17 protein-coding genes are annotated in these 20,418 nt (G+C 65.4%); 13 read left to right on the top strand and 4 right to left on the bottom strand.

The annotated features are described in order from the left end of the window. Genes ACZYZF_RS10855 through ACZYZF_RS10810 form a run of 10 tightly spaced genes read left to right on the top strand, consistent with a single transcriptional unit; the run spans nt 1 to nt 10,515 of the window. Nucleotides 1-855, top strand: a complete 855-nt coding sequence (locus ACZYZF_RS10855; protein ID WP_463744892.1) for an ABC transporter permease — start codon at nt 1-3, stop codon at nt 853-855. Beyond that, on the top strand, nt 855-2,147 hold the full coding sequence (locus ACZYZF_RS10850; RefSeq protein ID WP_463835643.1) for an MlaD family protein: 1,293 nt from the start codon (nt 855-857) through the stop codon (nt 2,145-2,147). Before ACZYZF_RS10855 ends, ACZYZF_RS10850 begins: the two co-directional genes overlap by 1 nt. After that, nucleotides 2,144-3,202 (top strand): MlaD family protein, encoded by a 1,059-nt coding sequence (locus ACZYZF_RS10845; RefSeq protein WP_463835642.1) that lies wholly within the window; start codon nt 2,144-2,146, stop codon nt 3,200-3,202. Before ACZYZF_RS10850 ends, ACZYZF_RS10845 begins: the two co-directional genes overlap by 4 nt. Beyond that, on the top strand, nt 3,202-4,263 hold the full coding sequence (locus ACZYZF_RS10840; protein WP_463835641.1) for an MCE family protein: 1,062 nt from the start codon (nt 3,202-3,204) through the stop codon (nt 4,261-4,263). Before ACZYZF_RS10845 ends, ACZYZF_RS10840 begins: the two co-directional genes overlap by 1 nt. Further along, entirely contained in the window at nt 4,260-5,366 is a 1,107-nt protein-coding gene (locus tag ACZYZF_RS10835; protein WP_463835640.1) for an MCE family protein, read from the top strand. Before ACZYZF_RS10840 ends, ACZYZF_RS10835 begins: the two co-directional genes overlap by 4 nt. Further along, nucleotides 5,363-6,484 (top strand): MlaD family protein, encoded by a 1,122-nt coding sequence (locus tag ACZYZF_RS10830; RefSeq protein ID WP_463835639.1) that lies wholly within the window; start codon nt 5,363-5,365, stop codon nt 6,482-6,484. The genes ACZYZF_RS10835 and ACZYZF_RS10830 overlap by 4 nt, the downstream gene beginning before the upstream one ends. After that, nucleotides 6,481-7,770 carry an MlaD family protein gene (locus ACZYZF_RS10825; RefSeq protein WP_463835638.1) on the top strand — a complete coding sequence of 430 codons (1,290 nt, stop codon included), beginning with the start codon at nt 6,481-6,483 and terminating at the stop codon, nt 7,768-7,770. Before ACZYZF_RS10830 ends, ACZYZF_RS10825 begins: the two co-directional genes overlap by 4 nt. A 15-nt stretch (nt 7,771-7,785) precedes the next feature. Beyond that, nucleotides 7,786-8,385 (top strand): Mce protein, encoded by a 600-nt coding sequence (locus tag ACZYZF_RS10820; RefSeq protein WP_463835636.1) that lies wholly within the window; start codon nt 7,786-7,788, stop codon nt 8,383-8,385. Next, on the top strand, nt 8,382-9,050 hold the full coding sequence (locus ACZYZF_RS10815) for a hypothetical protein (protein ID WP_463835635.1): 669 nt from the start codon (nt 8,382-8,384) through the stop codon (nt 9,048-9,050). The genes ACZYZF_RS10820 and ACZYZF_RS10815 overlap by 4 nt, the downstream gene beginning before the upstream one ends. 25 nt (nt 9,051-9,075) lie before the next feature. Continuing rightward, complete coding sequence (locus ACZYZF_RS10810; protein ID WP_463744901.1) at nt 9,076-10,515, top strand: carotenoid oxygenase family protein; 1,440 nt, start codon at nt 9,076-9,078, stop codon at nt 10,513-10,515. Between the two features lie 7 nt (nt 10,516-10,522). On the opposite strand, the gene ACZYZF_RS10805 is transcribed toward ACZYZF_RS10810, so the two are convergent. Continuing rightward, nucleotides 10,523-11,242: a DUF3298 domain-containing protein gene (locus ACZYZF_RS10805; protein WP_463835634.1), complete on the bottom strand. Its 720-nt coding sequence runs from the start codon at nt 11,240-11,242 to the stop codon at nt 10,523-10,525. Between the two features lie 157 nt (nt 11,243-11,399). On the opposite strand from ACZYZF_RS10805, the gene ACZYZF_RS10800 reads away from it, so the two are divergent. Then, nucleotides 11,400-12,440 carry an LLM class F420-dependent oxidoreductase gene (locus tag ACZYZF_RS10800; RefSeq protein WP_463835633.1) on the top strand — a complete coding sequence of 347 codons (1,041 nt, stop codon included), beginning with the start codon at nt 11,400-11,402 and terminating at the stop codon, nt 12,438-12,440. A 3-nt stretch (nt 12,441-12,443) separates the two neighbouring features. Here the strand turns inward: ACZYZF_RS10800 and ACZYZF_RS10795 are convergent, their stop codons facing one another. After that, on the bottom strand, nt 12,444-12,860 hold the full coding sequence (locus ACZYZF_RS10795; RefSeq protein ID WP_463835632.1) for a hypothetical protein: 417 nt from the start codon (nt 12,858-12,860) through the stop codon (nt 12,444-12,446). 29 nt (nt 12,861-12,889) lie between these two features. Between ACZYZF_RS10795 and pdxR the strand changes: the two genes are divergently transcribed. After that, a complete protein-coding gene (gene pdxR, locus ACZYZF_RS10790; RefSeq protein WP_463835631.1) occupies nt 12,890-14,335 on the top strand; it encodes a MocR-like pyridoxine biosynthesis transcription factor PdxR in 1,446 nt (481 codons plus the stop codon). Between the two features lie 64 nt (nt 14,336-14,399). Here pdxR and ACZYZF_RS10785 read toward each other — a convergent pair whose 3' ends face one another. Continuing rightward, a complete protein-coding gene (locus ACZYZF_RS10785) occupies nt 14,400-15,539 on the bottom strand; it encodes a Rieske 2Fe-2S domain-containing protein (protein ID WP_463835630.1) in 1,140 nt (379 codons plus the stop codon). Nucleotides 15,540-15,852: 313 nt separating this feature from the next. Here ACZYZF_RS10785 and ACZYZF_RS10780 point away from each other — a divergent pair, with 313 nt between their 5' ends. Further along, on the top strand, nt 15,853-18,936 hold the full coding sequence (locus ACZYZF_RS10780; protein WP_463835629.1) for an ATP-binding protein: 3,084 nt from the start codon (nt 15,853-15,855) through the stop codon (nt 18,934-18,936). Between the two features lie 18 nt (nt 18,937-18,954). Here the strand turns inward: ACZYZF_RS10780 and ACZYZF_RS10775 are convergent, their stop codons facing one another. After that, complete coding sequence (locus ACZYZF_RS10775; RefSeq protein WP_463835628.1) at nt 18,955-20,418, bottom strand: hypothetical protein; 1,464 nt, start codon at nt 20,416-20,418, stop codon at nt 18,955-18,957.

Here is a 20,418-nt window from a genome sequence, read left to right as displayed (position 1 = left end):
ATGGCCGCCACCTACCTGCCGACCGGCGCCCGCCCCCTGATCTCCGCCGCACGCGCCACCGAATTCCAGATGGCCCGTAACGGCCACATCGTCGCATTCTTCTTCCGCACCCTGGCCGGCATCCCGATCGTGATCAAGAAGTACCCCCGCGAATTCCTGCGACTGTCTTCCGATGTCACGTGGGGCAACGGATCGATCGTCGTCGGCGGCGGCACCGCGGGCGTAGTCCTCGTGGTCGGTGCAGCCGCGGGAGCGGTGGTGGCGATCGAGGGCTACAACGCGCTGAACCTGCTCGGCCTGGGGCCCGCGACCGGGCTGTTGACCGCACTGGCGACCGTGCGCGAGCTGGCGCCGATGATGGCCGCCCTGGCCTTCGCGATCCAGGCCGGCTGCCGATTCACCGCGCAACTGGGCTCGATGCGGATCGCCGAGGAGATCGACGCGCTGGAATCCGTGGCCATTCGCCCGATCCCCTACCTGGTGACCACCCGGGTGCTGGCTTCGGCAATGGCGGTCATCCCGCTGTTCGTCGTGTGCCTGGCGCTGAACTTCCTGGTGTGTCAGCTCGTCGTCTACTTGGCCAGCGGCCAGGCCTCCGGGACCTACCTGCACTACTTCGCGCTGATGCTCTCAGGCCGCGACATGTTCTTCGCGGTGATCAAGGTGGCGGTGTTCGTGGCGATCATGTCCACGGTGCAGTGCTACTACGGCTTCTACGCGTCCGGCGGCCCCCAGGGCGTCGGCATCGCCGCCGGACGTGCCATGCGGCTGTCCATCACGCTGATGGTGGTCACCAACATGCTGCTCACGATGGCATTTTGGGGCGTCGACGCCGGCGGAAGGCTGGGTGGCTGATGCCGAACCCGTTCGAACTGGACGGTCGCGGACCCTCCGAACGCGCCCTGGTCGTCACCTGCGTCGTGTTCCTGGTGGTGTGCGCGATCACCGGATACCTGATGTTCGCCAAGTCCACCGGATCCCTCGACTATCGGGTCCAGATCATCGCGCGCCTGCCGAGCGTCGGCGACGGGCTGCCGCCCAAGTCGGACGTCAAGTACCGCGGCGTCCTGGTCGGGGCGGTGCGGTCCGTCACGCCCGCGCTGGGTGGCGGCGACAATATCGTCAACATCGACCTGCGCCCCGACCACGTCGCCAACATCGCGAACACGGTGACCGCCCGCATCGTCCCCGGCAATGCCTTCGCGGTCTCCACGGTGCAACTGGTCGAGAACGGCGCCGGCAAGCCGATCCGGGCCGGTGACGTCATCGGCCAGGACACCACGCTGCCGACCCAGCTGTTCCAGACCACGCTGGCCAAGCTGCGCGAGCTGGTCGCCGCGGTGGGACGTCCCGGCACAGACCACACGCTGGGCGTGCTGCGCGCCATCGCAGATGCGACGGCGGGTAAGGGCCCCGAATTGACCTCGGCAGCAAAGGGTCTCAACCGGATCGTGACCGAGATGAACGAACTACGCACCGACGACTCCGGCCCGCCCACCCTGCAAACCTGGAACTCCGCGCTCAGCGCCCTCGGCCACACCGCCCCCGATCTATTGGATTCGCTGCAGAGCGCGGTCAAACCGATGCGCACCGTGGCCGAACAGCATGCGGCACTGACAAATCTGCTGACCGGCGCCAACCACACCGCAGGCACCCTGCGAACCGCCATGGACAACCACACCGACGAGCTGGCGGGCATCACCACCAATCTCACCCCGGTGATCGGGGTGCTCGCCGACCGCTCCGGGAAATTCCCGGCCGTCGCCGTCGGCCTGAACAATGTGGTCAACGGCTTCTTCGAGGAAATGTGGACGCGCACCAATCAGAAGGTGACGTTCACGTTCAAGCTCGTCGTCGCACTCGCGCCGCTGCGGCTCTACAACCGCGCGGATTGTCCGGTGTACGGCGAGTTGCGCGGTCCGAGCTGCGAGACCGCACCCGAGGGTATCCCGATCGTCGACACCCACGGCCTGCCCGATCCGCGCGCCTACGTCCCGCCGGACGGCATCACCCTGCCCGACCCGGCCAATCCTGCCGACGAGGTACTTCAGAATGCTTTGCAAATACCGCCCGCCCCAGAGGAATTCGTCCCCACACCGGCTCCGGTCCCCCCACTGCCCGCCGAACAGCCCACGGGAACACCATGAACGCACGCGCCCGCATGTTGGTCTGGCTTGCCTTCTTCATGGCGGTGTGCCTGGCACTCACCTGGACCATCCTGGTGACGCTGCGCCGAGGAGTGCAGGGCGATACCTTCACTTACACCGCACAATTCACCGATGTCACCGGATTGCGCGAGGGCTCGGATGTGCGGGTGGCGGGCGTGCGGGTCGGCCGGGTCGACTCTGTCACCCTCGTCAATCCGGGCTCGGGTGAGGCCACCCTGGCCACCGTCGGATTCCGGGTGCAGCGCGATCAGCCGTTGTACGGCAACACCAAGGCCTCGGTCGTCTATCAGAACATCATCGGCCAGCGCTACATCGGCCTGACCCTGGCCGATTTCGGCCGGCCCGAGCGCCTTGCCGACGGCGCCGCGATCCCCGTCGAGCACACGGAGCCGTCATTCGACGTCACCAACCTCCTCAACGGTTTCGAGCCGATGTTCACGCTGCTCGATCCGACCAACCGCGGGAACCTCTCCAACGCGTTGATCAATGCGCTGCAGGGTGATTCGGACTCCGTCGTGGTCCTGGTGGCACAGACCTCGGAGTTGGCACAATCGATGGCCGGCCCGGACCAGGTCCTCGGCCGGGTGATCGACAGCCTCAACGCCGTCACCGAAAACCTGGCCTCTCGTGGCGCTCAACTCCAGACCACGCTGGTCCAGATGCGTTCGGTGATCGCCGGGCTCAACGTGCACCGCGACGAGCTGGTGAACTCGACCGGATCGATCGCGACCGTGGTGTCGCGGCTGTCTGCAATCACCACCGCGACGCAGCCCGAGCTGCACGATCTACTGAGCCGCGAGCCCGGGATGCTGTCGACGATGGTGGCCAACCGCGACGGCTGGGCGACACTCGGCTCAAACCTGCCCGCGGTGCTCAAAGGGCTGTCTCGCATTACGGGGGACTCCACCGCGATGAGCGCGATGCCGTGCGACTTCAACTTCACGCTGTTCAACTTCCTCAAGCCGATCATTCCGACCATCGTCAACGCGGCCACCCCCGGCGGGCAGCGTAAGTACACGGCGAAGTGCAGGTGATGAGCGAGATGAGCCAATCCGATCCACAGACCCGGCGCCCTAGGACACTCGAAGACCGCAACCCGGCGGTGATCGGCACCCTCGCCCTGCTGGCCTTGACCGTCGTGATCGTCGCAAGCACGGCCCTTAGCTCGATGCATCTCGGCAAACGGACCTACACCGCCGAGTTCCAGCAAGCGGCCAGCCTGCGGCCCGGCGACCAGGTCAGCATCGCCGGCGTTCCGGTCGGCGTGGTGGCCGCCACCAAACTGGCGGTCAACCGCGTCATCGTGACCATGAAGCTGGACAACAACATTCGTCTGGGCGACGACACCAAGGCCGCAATCAAGCTCACCACGGTGCTGGGGTCGCGCTATGTCGAGCTGCGCCCCAAGGGCGGCAGCACGCTGGCCGATGACCGGATCCCACTGGCGAACACCTCGGTCCCCTACGACCTGCAGAAACTGCTCTCCGATTCGACGACGACGTTCGAGGACGTGGACGCCGAGAGGTTCGCCACGTCGATGCAGACGCTGTCGCAGCAACTCACCGGAGTGCCTGCGGTGCTCCCGGAGGCGCTGACCAACGTCCAGAACCTGTCGGCGATCATCTCGGCGCGCCGAGACCAGATCTCCAATCTGCTTCGTAACACCGCCAGCGTCGCCGAGATCCTGGGCGGTCAACAGGACGATCTGGCCGCACTCGTCGTTCAGGGCCACGAACTCACCGGCGAGATAGTCCGTCGCCGCGCGAGCGTCGAACGGTTGCTGCAAGCGACCACCACCCTGATCACCACCGCCGACGGCGTCGTCGGGACCAACAGCGCGCAGATCGACAAGATGCTCGCCGACTTGCAGCAGGTCACGTCGATACTCGGCGACCATGACGCCTTGTTGCGCAACCTGTTCCAGATCATGCCGGTCGCCATGCGGAATGCCGCCAACGCCACCGGGTCGGGACCGTTCCTCGACTTCATGTTGCCCGGCGGGCTGATGGTGGATTCCTGGATGTGCGCCATCAGTGGCCGCGCCGAGCAGTGGAAGTGGCCGGAGCGCTACCAGTATTTCAAGGACTGCGAATGACACGAAAGACCGCGATTGTGACGGTACTGATCACCGCAGTGGCGCTGGCGGTGACCGGCGCCTATCTGTTCCGGCCGAAACCAACGGCCCCGCTGAGGTTCACCGCCCAGTTCGATAACGCCATCGGTCTGTACGTCGGGAACGACGTTTCGGTGCTGGGCATGTCGGTCGGACGCGTGACCGCGATCGACAACCGCGGCGCCCATGTCGACGTGGCCATCGAGGTCGACCCAGGCACCAGCATCCCCGCCGACGTCTCTGCAGTCACCGTCGGAACCTCTATTCTCACCGACCGCCACATCGAACTCACCCCCGCCTATTCGGGCGGGCAGATGCTGACCCAAGGCGCCGTGCTGGGACCGCAGCACACAAGAACCCCAGTCGAATTCGACCGGGTACTGAAGATGGTGGACAAGCTCGGCAGCGCCATGGGTGGCGACGGACAGGGCAACGGACCGTTGTCCGACCTGATGTCGGCCACCTCCGCGATCACCTCCACCAGCGGGCCCGAGATCAAGAACGCACTGGCCGGAATGTCGGACGCTCTGCGCACCGGCGCCGACGGCGGCGCCGCGACCAAGCAGAACCTCGACGCCATCATCACCAATCTCAGCAAGCTCACCGACGGTGCAGCACGCAACGAGGCCCAGGTCCGTGAATTCGGTTCCTACGTCCGACAGCTCACCGATCTGCTGGCATCCGAGGCAGTCGGTCGCGGTGACACCGGCCGACGGCTCAACGGACTGCTCAACCAGCTCAACGAACTCCTGGCAGACAATGGCGGCAACCTCGAGAACAGCATCGCAAGCAGCGCCAGGCTCAGCAGGGCGCTCGTGGACTATCGTCGCGAGCTCGCCGAGGTGTTCGACGTGGCACCGTTGGCAATCGACAATGCCGCAGGCGCGATCGACATGCAGAACGGAATGCTGCGCGTCGGCGCCCATTTCGACAACGTGTTCTTCGACAGCTCGATGACCAAGGAAGTCTGCAACATCCTGGGACTGCGTCAACTGGGCTGCCGCACCGGATCCATTCGCGATCTCGGCCCCGACTTCGGGATGACCAGCATGCTCGAAGCCATGACGAAGCTGGGGGATCGATGAAGACGGCCCTTCACATCGCAGTCGGCACCGTGGTGGCGACCGCGACCGTGGGATGCTCTGCCGGAGTGGAGCAACTGCCTCTTCCTGCCCCCGGGCTCAGCGGGTCTACGTACGAGCTCGATGCGGAGTTCTCCAACGCGCTCAATCTCCCGGACCGTGCGAAGGTCCGCGTCGGCGGGGCCGATGTCGGCGAGGTGATCGGCATGAGCGCCAAGGACTACACCGCCGTGGTCCAGATGCGCATCCTGGACGGCATCCGTCTGCCCGAGGGCACCACCGCCGAACTGCGTTCGGCGACACCGCTCGGCGACGTCTTCGTCTCCCTGACCCCACCCGCATCCAGCCCGGCCGGCACAGCGCTGCTCGCCGACGGGGACCGGATTCCGCAGCACGCCACGACCGCGGCCGCGACCGTCGAACAGGTGCTGGCCACTACATCGTTGATCGTGAACGGTGGCGTGATCCGGAACCTGACGCGGGTGCTCAACGGGGTCGGCGGAGCACTCGGCAAGGACGGCGAGGGCCTCACCAGACTGATCCACGAGTCCCGCGCACTGGTCTCTACGATGGCCGACCGCTCTGACGAGATCCGGACCATGCTGGAGGCGACCGCCAGGCTGGCCGACGAGCTCAACGCCCGTCGCGACACCATCAACGAGGTCTTGGACTCCGCCACGCCCGCATTACTGACGATCGCGGACAACACCGCTGCGATCGTGGACCTGGTCGATGAGATCGGCGCCGTAACTGCGCAACTGCAGAAGCTCCCGGCCATCGCTGGTACCGACACCCGCAGCTGGATCCACGACCTCAACACCCTGTCGTCCGCCTTCAACGAGGCTTCCACCGAGCCCAGGGTGACCATGGCGAACTTTCTGCGGTTCATGCCGGCGGCGCTGAAGCTGTTCGGCAGCAACGCTGCCGCTGCCGACGTCGACCTTCAGCAGGTCGCGATCGGGCACATCCCGGACATGAACCACTTCGCGGACCCGGGGTTCACCGGTCCCAAGTGGGCCAACTGGGAGAACATGGTCGGCTCGATCCGGTTCGTCCTGACCCAGCTCGGTGACCGGGTATGGGGCCCTGATCGCGGCCAGATCTGGGGGCCGCCGCAATGAGCCTGCGCACTGTACTGAACCCGTTGGCGACCTTGGCCATTCGCTCGGTGCACTTTGTCACATCGCGCAAGCTGGTGCTGTCGGTCGTCGGCCAACTGCTCTTGGTGGTGATCGGCGTTGCGTATCTGGCGTTCGGCGCGTTGCGGGTCAACCCGTTCGATCGCCAGATCACCGTAAAGGTGGACCTGGCCGAATCAGGTGGGCTGCTCCCCGGCCAGGACGTCACGGTCCGGGGCATCCCGGTCGGCCGGGTCAAGTCTGTCGAGGTGGCAGGCAACGGTGTGGTCGCGACCGCGATGATCGACCGCGTTGCTCATATTCCCATGGCCGACACTGTTGTTCGGGTCTCAGCGCTTTCCCCGGCCGGAGAGCAGTACCTGGACTTCACCCCGCAACACGCCGACGGGCCGTTCCTGTCGGACGGCACGGTGATCGACCGCAGCCAGACTGAGATTCCGGTCCCCTTGTGGCGCCTGCTGACCAATGTCGACGGGGTGCTGGCCCAGGCCGACCCCGAGCAGATCGAATCGGTTATCGACGAGCTCGGGGTCAGCGCAGAGGGGCCGGAGAAACTGCGTGCCCTGTTCAACGGTTCGGCGGTGTTGCTCAACACCCTCGACGGGGTGCTGCCGCAGACCATGACGCTGCTCCGGAGCAGCCGCACGGTATTCAAGATCATCGACGACTCCTCCGGCGGGCTGACCGCCATGTCGCACAACCTGGCCGGCACACTCGGCGGCATCGGCGAAAAAGACGAGGGAATAAGGACCTTGCTCGCCAAGACACCGGAACTGCTGGCGACCGTGGACTCCGTGATCGACAACAACTCGCCCACCATGGTGCAGCTGCTCGGCGACCTGACCACGGTTGCCCAGCTCTCCCAGGTCCGGGTTCCCGCCCTCGACGGGATGTTCAACGACCATCGCCAACCCCTGCTCGACGGCATCCGGTCACTGATGCACGACGGTGCCATCTGGGCCATCGCCGATATCTATCCCCGGCCGGTGTGCGACTACCCGCACCAGCGCGATGTGCCGTTCATCCCGAACTATCCCGAACCGTACCTGTACACGTACTGCGAGAATCAGGATCCCAATCTCCTGGTCCGAGGCGCCCGCAACGCACCCCGACCGCCCGGCGACGACACCGCCACGCCCCCACCGGGACTCGATCCCCTACGGCGCGCCGACCCGACGCCGACCACCGACCACACCATCGAACTGCCCTACGGCGGGCCGGCGCTCCCTCCGGAGTCCCAGCCGCAACGCCAGGGTGGACAGTGGTAAGAGATGAGGAGCACCATGGCAAGCATCAAACTGGCCGAACGTCTCGACAGTGAGACTGCCGATCCTGCAGATGGCGACACCGGCGACTCCCCAGAGAGCGATGTCGAAGAACCGGAATCCGTTGATTCCCAGGTTAGTTGGAAGTCGCGGCTGGTTGCGTCAGGAGTTGCAGCCCTGCTGCTGACCCTTGCCGGTGTCGCCGGATTCTTCGGCTGGCACTACTTCGAAGGCCGCCGGATCGCGAATGCCAGTGCAGCCGCGCTGAATACGGCGGGCTCCTACGCGGTGACGCTGACGTCGGTGGACACCAACAACCTGGACGCGAACTTCGCGGCCGTACTCGACGGTTCCACAGGCGAATTCCATGACATGTACGCCAAATCCAGCGCCGAACTCCGCAAGTTGCTGATCGACCACAAGGCGACCGGCCACGGCGTGGTCGTCGACTCCGCGATCAAGTCGGCCACCACCGACCAGGTGGTTGTGTTGTTGTTCATCGATCAAACGGTGACCAACACCGAAGTACCTGACCCGCGGGTGGATCGCAGCCGCATGGTCATGACCATGCAGAACGTCGACGGCCGATGGAAGGCCGCCAAGGTGGAGCTCCCGTGACCGCGCCGACCGGCGGCGTCGCCATGCTGCGCGACGAGTTGCTGATGCATTCGATGCTCAAGCGTGTCGCCGGTCTCCCCGAAAATGTGTTCCTGCCAATGCTGCGATTGGTCACCGACGACCGCCAGGCGATCGATGCGCAGTGGGGGACCCTGGTGGCCAAGCGCCGCCGGCGTGGGCTGTTCGAGAGCCCACGGCACTCCTGGGAACGCCAATATGGGCAGTTCGTTGCCGAACTCGAATGGGTGACCTCGGAACTGCTGCGGGATCTGCCCTTCGCGGCAGTGGAGGAACTGGTGTCCGACGCCGTCGCGGCCAGGCTGCGGCAGTGGCTGCGGTTCCTGCTGCCGATCTTCCACGCCGTGAAGATCGTGCCGAAGGCGTGGTACGCACCGGTGATGGATATGGGTGTCGGCATCTCCACCTTCCTGGTCGGACCCATCTACCGCACCGGCGAGGAACCCGGTGGCACATTGGTCTACGAGATCCCCGAATGCGCGATGCATGTCGTGGTCGGGACGTCTACTGCACAGGAGAATTCCTGCCAGATGGGCTGCAAGGCGGCCTGCGAGAAGGTCTTTCACGCCGACGGACCGATGCCGCTGGAATTCGACCCTCATCTGCCCGGCCTGGGATGCACCCTGCGCGTCCACCCGGCCCACTGACCAACACCGAACAAGGAGTCCCGTCATGACCAACGTCGACAACAATCCCATCCAGACCTACGCCCCCCTCTACGAGGAGTACGACTACACGATCGACGACGTCACCGGCGAGTTGCCCGACCAATTGCGAGGAACGTTGTACCGCAACGGCCCCGGCAAGATGGAGGCCGGCGGAACGCCGCTCGGCCACATCTTCGACGGCGACGGAATGCTGACGATGTACTCGATGTCCGACGGCAAGGTTCACTTCCGCAACCGGTTCGTCCAGACCAAGCACTACCAACGCTCGATCATCTCCGAGGGCGCGCCATTCCGTGCCCTGGGCACCATGCGCCAAGGTGGCCTCCTGGCCAATGCGTTGCGGTTTCCCGCGAATGTCGCCAACACCGCTGTCGTCGTGAATGCCGGGAAACTGCTCGCCCTCTGGGAAGGTGGCCGGCCCACCGAACTCGATCCCGACACCCTGCGCACCAAAGGTGAGTACGACTACGACGGTGAGCTCAAATGGCTGGGAGCATTCTCCGCACATCCGAAGTGGGACTGGGAAACCGGCGAAATGTACAACTTCGGGATGGCGATGGCGCCGGTCCCCAAGCTGATCTGCTACCGGGTCGATCGCGCAGGCAAGCTGCACCGTCTGGGTGCGGTCCGGCTGCCCGGGCCCATGTTCAACCACGATGTGGGCCTGACCAAGCGGTACATGGTCTTCGTGATCCCTCCGCTGGTCTTCCCCCTGAAGAAGTTCTTCGGCGCCGCCTTCGGGTTGCTCAACTACATTGACGCGATTGAATACGACGCATCAATGGGCACCATGATCGCGTTGGTACCGCGCGACGGCGGCAAGCCACGCATCTTCCACACCGATCCGATGTTGCACCTGCATTTTGCCAATGCCTACGACGACGAGAACGGCGACGTCGTGGTGGACGTGATGAACTACCACGCCACCTGGGAGCAACTCAACGGTCAGCTGGCCGGCGTCGAAACCCTGATGGAAACCTCCACGATGCCCTTCGGCGGCCTGCCCACCCGGTTGAGAATCTCTGGGACCGGGAACGTCACCATCGACGAATTCTCCAGCGTTCACGGCGAATTCCCGAGTATCAACGTCTTCAAGATGGCCAAGCCCAATCGCTACTTCTACATGTCGGCCGCTACCGGCGGGAGCCTCTACCCGAATGCGGTGGCGAAGATCGACAACGAGACCGGCACGGAAACCCAGTTCCAGTTCCCCGACGGAGAACTCCCCCACGAAGCCGTCTTCGCGGCCCGCCCGGGCGCGACCGACGAGGACGACGGCTGGCTGATCGGACCGGTCCTCGACGCGGTCAACAACACCGCCAAGCTGTCGGTGTTCGACGCCAAGGACATCGCAGCCGGACCGGTCTACGTCGGCCGGCTGCGCCATCACCTGCCGCTGAGCTTCCACGGGTGCTACACCCCGCGGATCGTCCAACCGCACTGACCACCGGTTACCCGGTGATCGCCTGAAACTCCGGCGCGATCAGATCTCTGACCGCCGCCCAGCCGACGGTGATCACCGGGAGCCCGCGACCGAACTGCCAGTCCGGGAAGCGCAGCTCGATGCCCTGATCGGTAGGGATCCAATAGCGGAAGTTGTCGTCGACCGGAGCAATCTCGCTGCCGAACTGCCACACCCCGGGACGACTGGGGGGCGCGTAGACCGTCGGGAGGATCCGTTTCGTCTGCTCGGAAAGCCGCTCGAGCCCCGCCTTTTTATCGGTGAAGAGATTGTCCCAATCGATCAGAATTCCGCTTCGACAATCGAAAACCCGGGTCGCAACGGCGTTGAATGGCATGTTCGGCTGGTCGGTATTGTATTCGCCGGTGAACAGCGCAGAAATGGTCACCTGCCGTTTGACAACATGCCCATCTATATTCAGCGTCCAGGGATTCGCCTTGGTCGCACTGGGCTCGTAGGTAGCTACCTGGCCCCGAGCTTCGGCATCGATCACCTGGTTTATCGCGTCAGCGATCGCCGGGTCGCCGGCACTCACCCGCTCATAGCGAACGACCCAGTTGCCCAAGTGTTCTGGGCTGGCGCCGGCAATCGTGTCGGCGATCGGCACGTACGGCGCACAAGGAGATTCCGGAGCTGCCGAAACTATGCCGGTTCCCAGGATTGCGACCCCCGCACTCACCGCGGCGACGCCCAGAATACGGGTCAGCATTTCAGCCCTCCTGCATGGTTGTCGATTTCCCGTGCGTCCATTACTCCGAATTATGTCACGTCATAATTGGATTATCGTGACGAATTATTCACCTATCCGGACAAATTCCACCTGCCCCGAAATTGGCCAACCAACTGGTTGGTGGTAAGGTATTGTCATGCGGACAGGAATATTTCTGAGTTACGCCGGAGGCTTCAAGGAGGCGGCCGATCAGGTCGTCGATCTGGAGAAGGTGGGCGTCGATATCGCCCTGGTCGCCGAGGCGTACTCCTATGACGCGATCAGCCAGCTGGGTTACCTTGCCGCCAAGACCTCGACCATGGAGCTCGGCACCGGCGTCGTCCCGATCTACACCCGCACGCCGGCCCTGATGGCCATGAGCGCCGCCGGCGTCGACTACGTGTCGGACGGTCGGTTCCGGCTGGGCATCGGCACCTCCGGACCACAGGTGATGGAGGGCTTCCACGGCGTTCCGTTCGACGCACCGTTGGGCCGCACCCGCGAGGTGGTCGAGATCTGCCGGCAGGTGTGGCGCCGGGAGAACCTCGACTACGACGGCAAGTACTACCAGCTTCCCCTGCCCGCCGACCGGGGCACCGGACTGGGCAAGTCACTGCACTTGATCAATCACCCTGTGCGCGAGCGTATTCCGATTACCATCGCGGCACTGGGACCCAAGAACGTCGAGCTCACCGCCGAGATCGCCGAGGGCTGGCAGCCGGTGTTCTACCTCCCGGAGAAGGCCGATGACGTGTGGGGGGATGCCCTGCGGGCCGGGACGGCCAAGCGCGATCCGGCGCTGGGACCGCTGGACGTCATGGTCAGCGCCAGCCTGGCCATCGGCGACGACGTCGACGACCGGCTGGCCTGGGCGAAACCCCAACTGGCGCTGTACATCGGCGGCATGGGCGCCAGAGGCAAGAACTTCTACCACAACCTGGCCACCCGCTACGGGTACGGCGAGGTGGCCGATCACATCCAGGACCTGTTCCTGGCCGGCAAGAAGGCCGAGGCCATCGCCGCGGTGCCCGACGATCTGGTCCGCAACATATCCCTGGTCGGGCCAAAGGGATTCGTCAAGGAACGGCTGGCCGCCTATGCCGAAGCCGGGGTGACCACGATGCTCGTGCACCCGTTGGCCACCGACACTGCCGAGACGGTGAGGTTCTGCGAAGAGCTGGTGTCTCTCACCCGATAACGACTACTGCCCGATCCATTCCCGCGCCCGCGCGAGGGTGCTCGTCCGATCAAATGGATCGACCTCCCAGGTGGTCGACCGGACGTCTCCTCGATCGCCATAGCGGCGCATGATGTCGACGTGATGCGGCAGGATGACGAACTGCTGCAACGCCTCTGCATCCGTCCACACCGAAATCGATCCGCCGCGGCCTGCAGCGGGCAAGCTCCACAACCACAGCCCGACCGCGCCCGGCATGGCGTACCAGCCTTCCCGCATGCGCATCCCGTTGTAGGCGACGCCCGGCAGATGCCGTAGAGAATGCGCGGCATACTCGGTCACGCTGACCAGGACCGGTCCGTCGCCGACTGGGGCAGGCCCGGGCATCCACGACGTGATCACCGGGCGGACGACTGAGGAGAGGTTGTTGATCGTAGACATGGCTCCACGATCGCTCCTAGCATTGGTCTATGTCAGGGTCCAATTCTGGAGATCTTCAGCAGACCAATTCAGCTGAGGCCGGATTTCCGCCGGACCTTCTGCTGGACCTGGACCGCGCGTCCCGCGACGGGCTCGCGTTGCAGTTGCAACATCAGTTACGCGTGGGGATACAGCAGGGACGGCTCACCGCGGGCTCGCTCCTGCCGCCGTCCCGGGTACTGGCCGCACAGCTCGGCGTGGCACGAAGCGTCGTCGTCGCCGCCTACGAACACCTGGTGGCCGACGGCTACCTGACCGGACACCAGGGTTCGGGTACCCGGGTGAGACCGGTTGCGCCACAACAATCTCCGCGCACGCGCGAGGCCCGAGACCCGGCCGTGCCGCTGGGTGGAGGCCTGCCCGATGCCGCGCTGTTTCCCCGCAGCGAGTGGCTGCGCCACTACCGAAGTGCCCTCACCGCGGCACCCAACTCCCAATTGGGCTACCCGGGTCCGCTCGGCACGCGCCCGCTACGCGAAGCCCTCACCGAGTACCTGGGCCGCGTCCGTGGCGTTGCGGTCAAGCCCGACCACGTGATCGTCACCTCGGGTCTCACGCAGGCGATTACGCTGCTGGCCCGGGCGCTGCAGGCGCGGGGATGCGACGCAGTCGCTGTCGAGGACCCGTGTTTCGGATTTCATCGCGACGCGATCGCACGTGCCGGGCTCCGGGTGCTGCCGGTGCCGGTCGACAAGAACGGGCTCGATGTCTCCAGATTGGCTCAACTCGACGTCGGCTCAGTGTTGGTGGCGCCCGCCCATTCCTATCCGACCGGGGCCGTGCTCGACACCGACCGCAGGGCAGCGCTGATCGCCTGGGCCCACGACCGAAATGCGCTGATCATCGAAGATGACTACGATGCCGAATTCCGTTATGACAGAAGTCCTGTCGGCGCGCTGCAGGGACTCGCCCCGGATCACGTGGCCTATGCGGGGTGCCTGAGCAAGACGCTGTCCCCTGCTCTGCGACTCGGATGGATGGCGCTGCCGTCCGGGTTGGTTGAATCCGTGGCCGCCGAGAAGCTGTACGACGACATGGGCAACTCCGCGCTCGAACAACTCGCCCTGTCCCGGTTCATCGCTACCGGCGGGATGACTCGCCATCTGCGGCGGGTGCGCCCGGTATATCGCCGGCGACGCGATGCCATGCTGTCGGCAATCAGCACGTCGATGCCCCAGACCAGGCCGACCGGCATCGACGCGGGCCTGCACGTCTATCTCCGATTGCCCGGCAACTCGGACGAGGATGCCATCGTCACCGCCGCCCGCGAACAGGGCCTGCGCCTGGACGGCGCCCGGTGGAACTGGGCGGATCCCGACTCTGCGCCACCTGCCCTGGTGATCGGATACGGCGCACTCGGCGAGACCGCCATCCGCGACAGCATCAGCCGACTAGGAGCGATCCTCACCCGATCGAAGGGCCATCCGCACCGTTAGCCGCAGCGGCGGCAGGACACCGGCACCATCGGCAACTCTTCGAGCCGAGGATCGAGGCGGACGGTCATGGCGCTGACTCAACGGTGGCGCGGGCAACGATGTTGTCTTCGATCTCCTGCGCCCACGCATGCTGAGCGCTCGTCGTGTCGATCACGTACTCGAACCGGTCGACCATGTCGGCGGCCACGTGGTCAGCGTCGACGTAAAACTGTTCGTACCAACGGCGCAGCTGGTACACCGGCCCGTCTTCCTCGCACAGCAACGGGTTGTCGATGCGTGCCTTGGTCTTCCAGATTGCCACATCTTGTTCGAAGCCGATCTTGACCCAGTCGCCCAGTGCGATTGCGTTCTGCAGGGCCAATTCTCCGGACACGCCCTCGGCTTTCTTGACGATGATTCCGTATTGCAGGACAAACGAATTCGCGTCGATCGGATAGTGGCAGTTGATCAGCACGCTGTAATGGTCGGCTTCGGGATAGTGGTAGGTCAGGTCATCGATCATGAAGGCCGGCCCGTAGTACGACGCCACCGATGTGGTGCCGAGCATCGCCGAGCCGCCGACATCGTCACGGTCGGCGCGGGTATCCGCGTTCATGTACTGGGTTGCGATGTGGCCCTCGAAGATGTTCTTGAAGTAGGTGGGCATTGATCCGTGCACGTAGAAGAAGTGCGCCATATCGACCACGTTGTCCACCAACTCACGGCAGTTGGCATTGACGACCGTTGTGTACCAATGCCAATCGGTCCACTCATCACTGGTGGCACCTTCGATGCGCGGAATCGTCACATCGGCCGGCGGAGGATTGCCCTCGGGATCGTTCCAGACGAACAGCATCCCGTCCTGCTCAAGGGTCGTCCAGGTGGCGGTGCGGGCCAGTCGGGGCGCACGCTTGCCGTACGGCACGTTCTTGCAGCGCCCGTCGCCGCCCCACCGCCAGTCATGGAACGGGCAGGCGATCTCATTACCCTTGACCTGACCTTGGGACAGGTCACCGCCCATATGTCGGCAGTATCCGTCGAGCACGTTGATCCTGCCGTCACCACTGCGGAATACGACAAGCTTCTGCCCGAATACGTTGATCCCGTGCGGTTCCCCGTCGCCGAGGTCGCGAGTCAGTCCGAGGCAGTGCCAGCCACGAGCAAATCGCGTCGGCGGTGCTTCGGCTTCTATCTCGCGCACCTCGCACTCGGATTCCATCGTCATCAAGGACCCCCTCCGAAGTTTCGCAGCGACTGTGGTTCACGTCACAACCAGGTCTAACACCCAGGTGTCCACTTCGGCTCCCAAAGTCCCACTGGCAGGGATCGAAAGCCGATTCGGCGCAGACCCTAGCCACCCACCTGCGGTAGCTCGTCGGTGGCGATCTCGCACGGCGCTGCAAGCTACGCCGTACCCTTGGCGAATCGGCTGATCGCACCGCGGATGGGTGGTGGTCGACATGATGGCAGCAGGCGTGAAGTGCGCTGCCTGCGGCAACCAGCTGCCGGCGAACTCGAAGTTCTGCAACGAATGCGGCGTGGCTGTCAGAGTCGCCGAACCGGCCGAGTTCAAGCAGGTGACGGTGCTGTTCGCCGACGTGGTGCATTCGATGGAAATTGCCGCGACGGTAGGCGCGGAGCGGCTGCGGGAGATCATGACCGAACTGGTCGGTCGTAGTGCAGCGGTAGTGCGACGTTACGGCGGCACGATGGAACAGTTCACCGGTGACGGCCTGATGGCCGTGTTCGGGGCACCGGTCGCACTCGAGGATCATGCGATCCGCGCGTGCCTGGCGGCCCTTTCCATTCAGACCGACGCTGGACATTTCGCCGACGAGATCCACCGCCGCGACGGTGTCGCCTTGCGATTGCGGGTGGGCCTGAACTCGGGCGAGGTCACAGCCGGGGCCACGGGGCCGGGCGTGCTGGGCTACACCCTCATCGGAGAGCAGGTCGGGTTGGCACAGCGGATGGAATCCGTCGCTCCCCCGGGCGGAGTGATGCTGTCCGAGTCGACCGCGCGACTGGTCGAGCATGCCGCGGTCCTCGACGACACCGAACTGGTCCACATCAAGGGAACTGACAAGCCGGTGCCCGCGCGCCGGCTGCTGGCGGTGGAACCGAAGCGCGCTCTGGTCGGGGGCACGGAGTCGACCTTGGTCGGTCGACAGGCCGCACTGGACGCTGTCGGGGCATCAGTGGACCGCGCGAGCAGTGGTCGCGGCGCGGTCGTGGGATTGGTGGGGCCGCCAGGTGTCGGCAAGTCCCGGGTGCTCCGGGAGGCCGCGGCGCTGGCGGCCGACCGCGGGCTCGAGGTGTATTGGACGTTCTGCGAATCGCATGCCGGCGACCTGCCCTTCCGGGTGGTCAGGCACCTGTTACGGGCGGCGTGCGGGATAGCCGAACTCGGTGACGGGGCGGCCCGGGTTCGGGTGCGGACGCAGTTCCCTGGCACTGAGGAGCAGGATCTGCTGCTGCTCGATGACCTGCTTGGCATCGCCGACACTGCCACTCCGCTGCCCAATATCGACGCGGACGCTCGGCGGAGCCGGCTGACGACGATGATCAACGGCGCATCGCTGGCCCGCACCGACCCGGTGCTCTATCTCATCGAAGACGCGCACTGGATCGATGAGGTCAGCGAGTCGATGCTGGTCGACTTCCTCGCCGTCATCCCACAAATCCCGGCGATGGCGCTGATCACCTACCGCCCCGAATACCATGGGGCGTTGAGACGCGTGACCGTTACACAAACGATAGCGCTTGCACCGCTGAGCAATTCGGAATCAACGGCACTGATTGACGAGCTGCTGGGTACAGATCCCTCGGTTGGCGACGTGGCCGCCACCATCGCCGAACGAGCCTCGGGTAACCCGTTTTTCGCCGAGGAAATGGTGCGCGAACTGGTCCAGCGTGGTGTGCTGAACGGTGGCCGCGGCGACTATGTGTGCCATGCCGACACCGCCGACGTCACCGTGCCCGCGACGGTGCAGGCGGTCATCGAGGCCCGCATCGACCGCCTCGACGCCAAGGCCAAGCGGACGTTGAACGCCGCGTCGGTGGTCGGGTCACGCTTCGGCGCAAAGCTTCTGACCGCGCTGAGGATCGATCCGGTGTTCGACGAGCTGCTCAGCGCGGAGCTGATCGATCAAGTGGGGTTCGCCCCGCACGTCGAATACGCCTTCCGGCACCCACTGATCCGCGCGGTGGCATACGAGTCGCAACTGAAGTCCGATCGTGCCGAAGTGCACCGTCGGCTGGCCGCCGCCATCGAATCTGGCAGCCCGGCGTCAACCGACCAGAACGCGGCGCTGATCGCCGAACACCTCGAGGCCGCCGGCGAACTGCGCGTCGCCTACGACTGGCACATGCGCGCCGGCGCATGGTCGGTCAACCGCGATATCACTGCGGCGCGGGTCAGTTGGGAACGTGCGCGCCAGATCGCCGATTCGTTGCCGAGCAACGACCCGGACCGCACCGCTTTGGGCATCGCTCCCCTCACCATGCTGTGCGCCACCGGTTGGCGGACAGCCGAAGCGAACATCTCGGGCCGGTTCGACGAGCTGCGGACATTGTGCGAGCGGGCTGGCGACAAGGCCTCCCTGGCCATGGGCATGACGGGTTTGGCAACCGCGCGCATGTTCCACGGGCGGGTGCGCGAGGCATCGCGGCTGGTGTCCGAACAGATGGTGCTGCTCGACTCGATCGGTGATCCAACCCTCATCATGGGAGCGACGTACGCCGCGTCAGCCGCCAAGATGGTAACCGGTGCGATGGCCGATGTTTTGGGGTGGTCGCAGGCCGTCATCGACATGGCCGACGACGCGCGTAGCAACCTCGGCATGGTGTCGCCGCTGGCGTCGGCGTTGGAGTTTCGCGGCATCGCTCGTGCCTGGCTGGGACAGCCCGGGTGGCAGCAGGATCTCGACGACGCGGTGGCCATGGCCCGAAGCTGCGACCCGGTCACCCGTGCTTTGATCGCCGGAGGTGCGTATGGATTCGCGTGTTCGAACGGGATGGTTCACGCCGACGATGGCGTCGTGGAAGAGCTCGATTCAGCGCTGCGCGCCGCCGGGAGATTGACCGGCGATTCAGCGCTGAGCAGCGTCAAACTATTTCTTGGTGTCACACTGGTGAGCCGGGATTCCCGCACGGACTGGGACCGAGGTTTGGCCTTGCTGGAGCAGATGCGCAACATGTGGCTACACGAGCGGTCCCGCCTCTACCTCGTGCCGACCGCCGATCTCACCGCCGGCTTGGCAAGAGCCAAGCTCGGTGACCGCAACGAGGCGATACCGGTGATGCGGAGGGCCCTGGACCACATGTTCCGGACCGGAGCCCTCATGGCGTGCACGAGCGGCACCAGAGTTCTGGTGGAGACACTGTTGGAACGCTGCGCCGACGGTGACGTGGCCGAGGCCGAGTGCGCGGTCAGCAGATTGGCGCTCGCACCCCTCGGCGTGTCGGCTGTCCGCGACATCGTGCTGCTGCGATTGCGCGCGTTGCTTGCGCGGGCGCAAGGCGATGACGCCACCTATACGAACTTGAGGGATCGCTACCGGGAAATGGCGACATCGCTTGGCTTCGAAGGACATCTGGCCATGGCCGAGGCAATGAGCTGACCGCAGTGCCATGACTGGTCACGGACCCGCCTGAGGTAACTCGTCGGCCGCGATCGCACACGGAGTTTCACCCGCGGGCGCGGCGAGCGGATCGGCAACCGGATCCGGCACAGTGGACGGCGGGCCGACGGGTGCGGGGACCTCCGGTGCGGGCTCGGGTGAATCGGATTGGGGCGCATCAATCTGCGGCTCGGTCACTGCCCCGGTCTCATCCGGCTGCACAGCTTCGTCGCCGGAGATCTCACCGTCCTCGTCCGCGCCTTCGGTGCCGTCGTCCTCGGTGCTGTCGTCCTCGGTATCCTGTTCGGCTTCATCGGCCATGTCGTCGGGTGCGTCATCGTCTGTTTCCGGATCAACGTCCTCGAAGTCGTCGTCCTGCAGGTCACCGATATCCCCGGGCAGATCATCGGCAGACGACCCGATCAGCCCGCCCAGCAGATCCGCCAGTGGCTGCCCGGAACCTGCCAAGCCGGAACCGATGTCAGGCATGCCACCCAGACCGGGCAGGCCACCGCCACCGAGGCCCTGTCCCAATCCTGCAGGTGAGGCCAGGGCGGGAGCCGCCGACTCGACGGGTGGTACCGCCGGGACGGTGGGCTCGGGTCCGGCCGCCGGGGCGCCGGGTGCCATCCCGGCGGGCACCATCGTCGCGGGAGCCGAGAACGAAGGCACGCTCGCCGGAGCCGCGGCGAATCCCCCACCCGAACCGGCTGCCGAAGGCCGGTCGGCGGCATCAGCGGTCGCAGCCAGGACGGGACCCGGAGAGCCGCCCGACGGAAGCCAGGCCGGCCCCAGATCCCCCGGGATGCCGAACACCGGTTGCGCCTCGGCTCGCAACGCGGCGACCGCCTGCGCGTACGCATCGGCAACCGCCCGCGTCGTGCTGCGCATCGCCGTCAACCAGTCGCCGCCGATGTCGTTCACCACAAAGGGTTTCACCTGCGTGTCGATCAGTTCACTGGCCACCGAACGGTCCCCCACACCGCTGCTCACCGTCCGCGCCGCCGCCAGCCAGGTGCCGCGGTGCCCGGCCTGGCGCTCCTCGATCTGAAGCGCGGCGGAGACCTTGGCGTCCACCGCATCCCGGAGCGTGTCGTGCAACCGGGTCAATGTCGCTGCCGCGCTGCGGATCCCGGCGGCGACCTGCGTCGCCGAGGTCGCGTGCCGGGCGAGAAAATCCGTCGACGCGCGAGCCCCGGCGCCCTGCCATGCCCGCGACAGATCCTGAAAGTGGTTGTCCTGCAATCGCAATGTCTGCTCCGCCACCGCAGCAGCCGCGGCCAGTGATGCGTATTCGGTATCCAGCGTCCGCAGGTCCAGGCCGTCCTCGGCGGCATACCAGTCGCGCACCTGATAGCGGTAGCGGGTCAGATCGGGGTGGCCGAAGCCCAGCAGGTGGCAGGCCCAGACGTATTCGGCGATCGTGTCGACGGCGACCTGCCCCTCATCCAACCGGGCCGCCACATCGAGGCTTGCCGCCAC

The organism is Mycobacterium sp. IDUB_24, assembly GCF_055419385.1.
Note: the sequence above shows the minus strand (reverse complement) of the source record. Positions and strands in the feature narration are given on the sequence as shown.

Coding starts and splice junctions, on each gene's coding strand:
- ACZYZF_RS10855 (WP_463744892.1), top strand. CDS start 1: ATGGCCGCCACCTACCTGCCGACCGGCGCCCGCCCCCTGATCTCCGCC.
- ACZYZF_RS10850 (WP_463835643.1), top strand. CDS start 855: ATGCCGAACCCGTTCGAACTGGACGGTCGCGGACCCTCCGAACGCGCC.
- ACZYZF_RS10845 (WP_463835642.1), top strand. CDS start 2,144: ATGAACGCACGCGCCCGCATGTTGGTCTGGCTTGCCTTCTTCATGGCG.
- ACZYZF_RS10840 (WP_463835641.1), top strand. CDS start 3,202: ATGAGCGAGATGAGCCAATCCGATCCACAGACCCGGCGCCCTAGGACA.
- ACZYZF_RS10835 (WP_463835640.1), top strand. CDS start 4,260: ATGACACGAAAGACCGCGATTGTGACGGTACTGATCACCGCAGTGGCG.
- ACZYZF_RS10830 (WP_463835639.1), top strand. CDS start 5,363: ATGAAGACGGCCCTTCACATCGCAGTCGGCACCGTGGTGGCGACCGCG.
- ACZYZF_RS10825 (WP_463835638.1), top strand. CDS start 6,481: ATGAGCCTGCGCACTGTACTGAACCCGTTGGCGACCTTGGCCATTCGC.
- ACZYZF_RS10820 (WP_463835636.1), top strand. CDS start 7,786: ATGGCAAGCATCAAACTGGCCGAACGTCTCGACAGTGAGACTGCCGAT.
- ACZYZF_RS10810 (WP_463744901.1), top strand. CDS start 9,076: ATGACCAACGTCGACAACAATCCCATCCAGACCTACGCCCCCCTCTAC.
- ACZYZF_RS10805 (WP_463835634.1), bottom strand. CDS start 11,242: ATGCTGACCCGTATTCTGGGCGTCGCCGCGGTGAGTGCGGGGGTCGCA.
- ACZYZF_RS10800 (WP_463835633.1), top strand. CDS start 11,400: ATGCGGACAGGAATATTTCTGAGTTACGCCGGAGGCTTCAAGGAGGCG.
- ACZYZF_RS10795 (WP_463835632.1), bottom strand. CDS start 12,860: ATGTCTACGATCAACAACCTCTCCTCAGTCGTCCGCCCGGTGATCACG.
- pdxR (WP_463835631.1), top strand. CDS start 12,890: ATGTCAGGGTCCAATTCTGGAGATCTTCAGCAGACCAATTCAGCTGAG.
- ACZYZF_RS10785 (WP_463835630.1), bottom strand. CDS start 15,539: ATGACGATGGAATCCGAGTGCGAGGTGCGCGAGATAGAAGCCGAAGCA.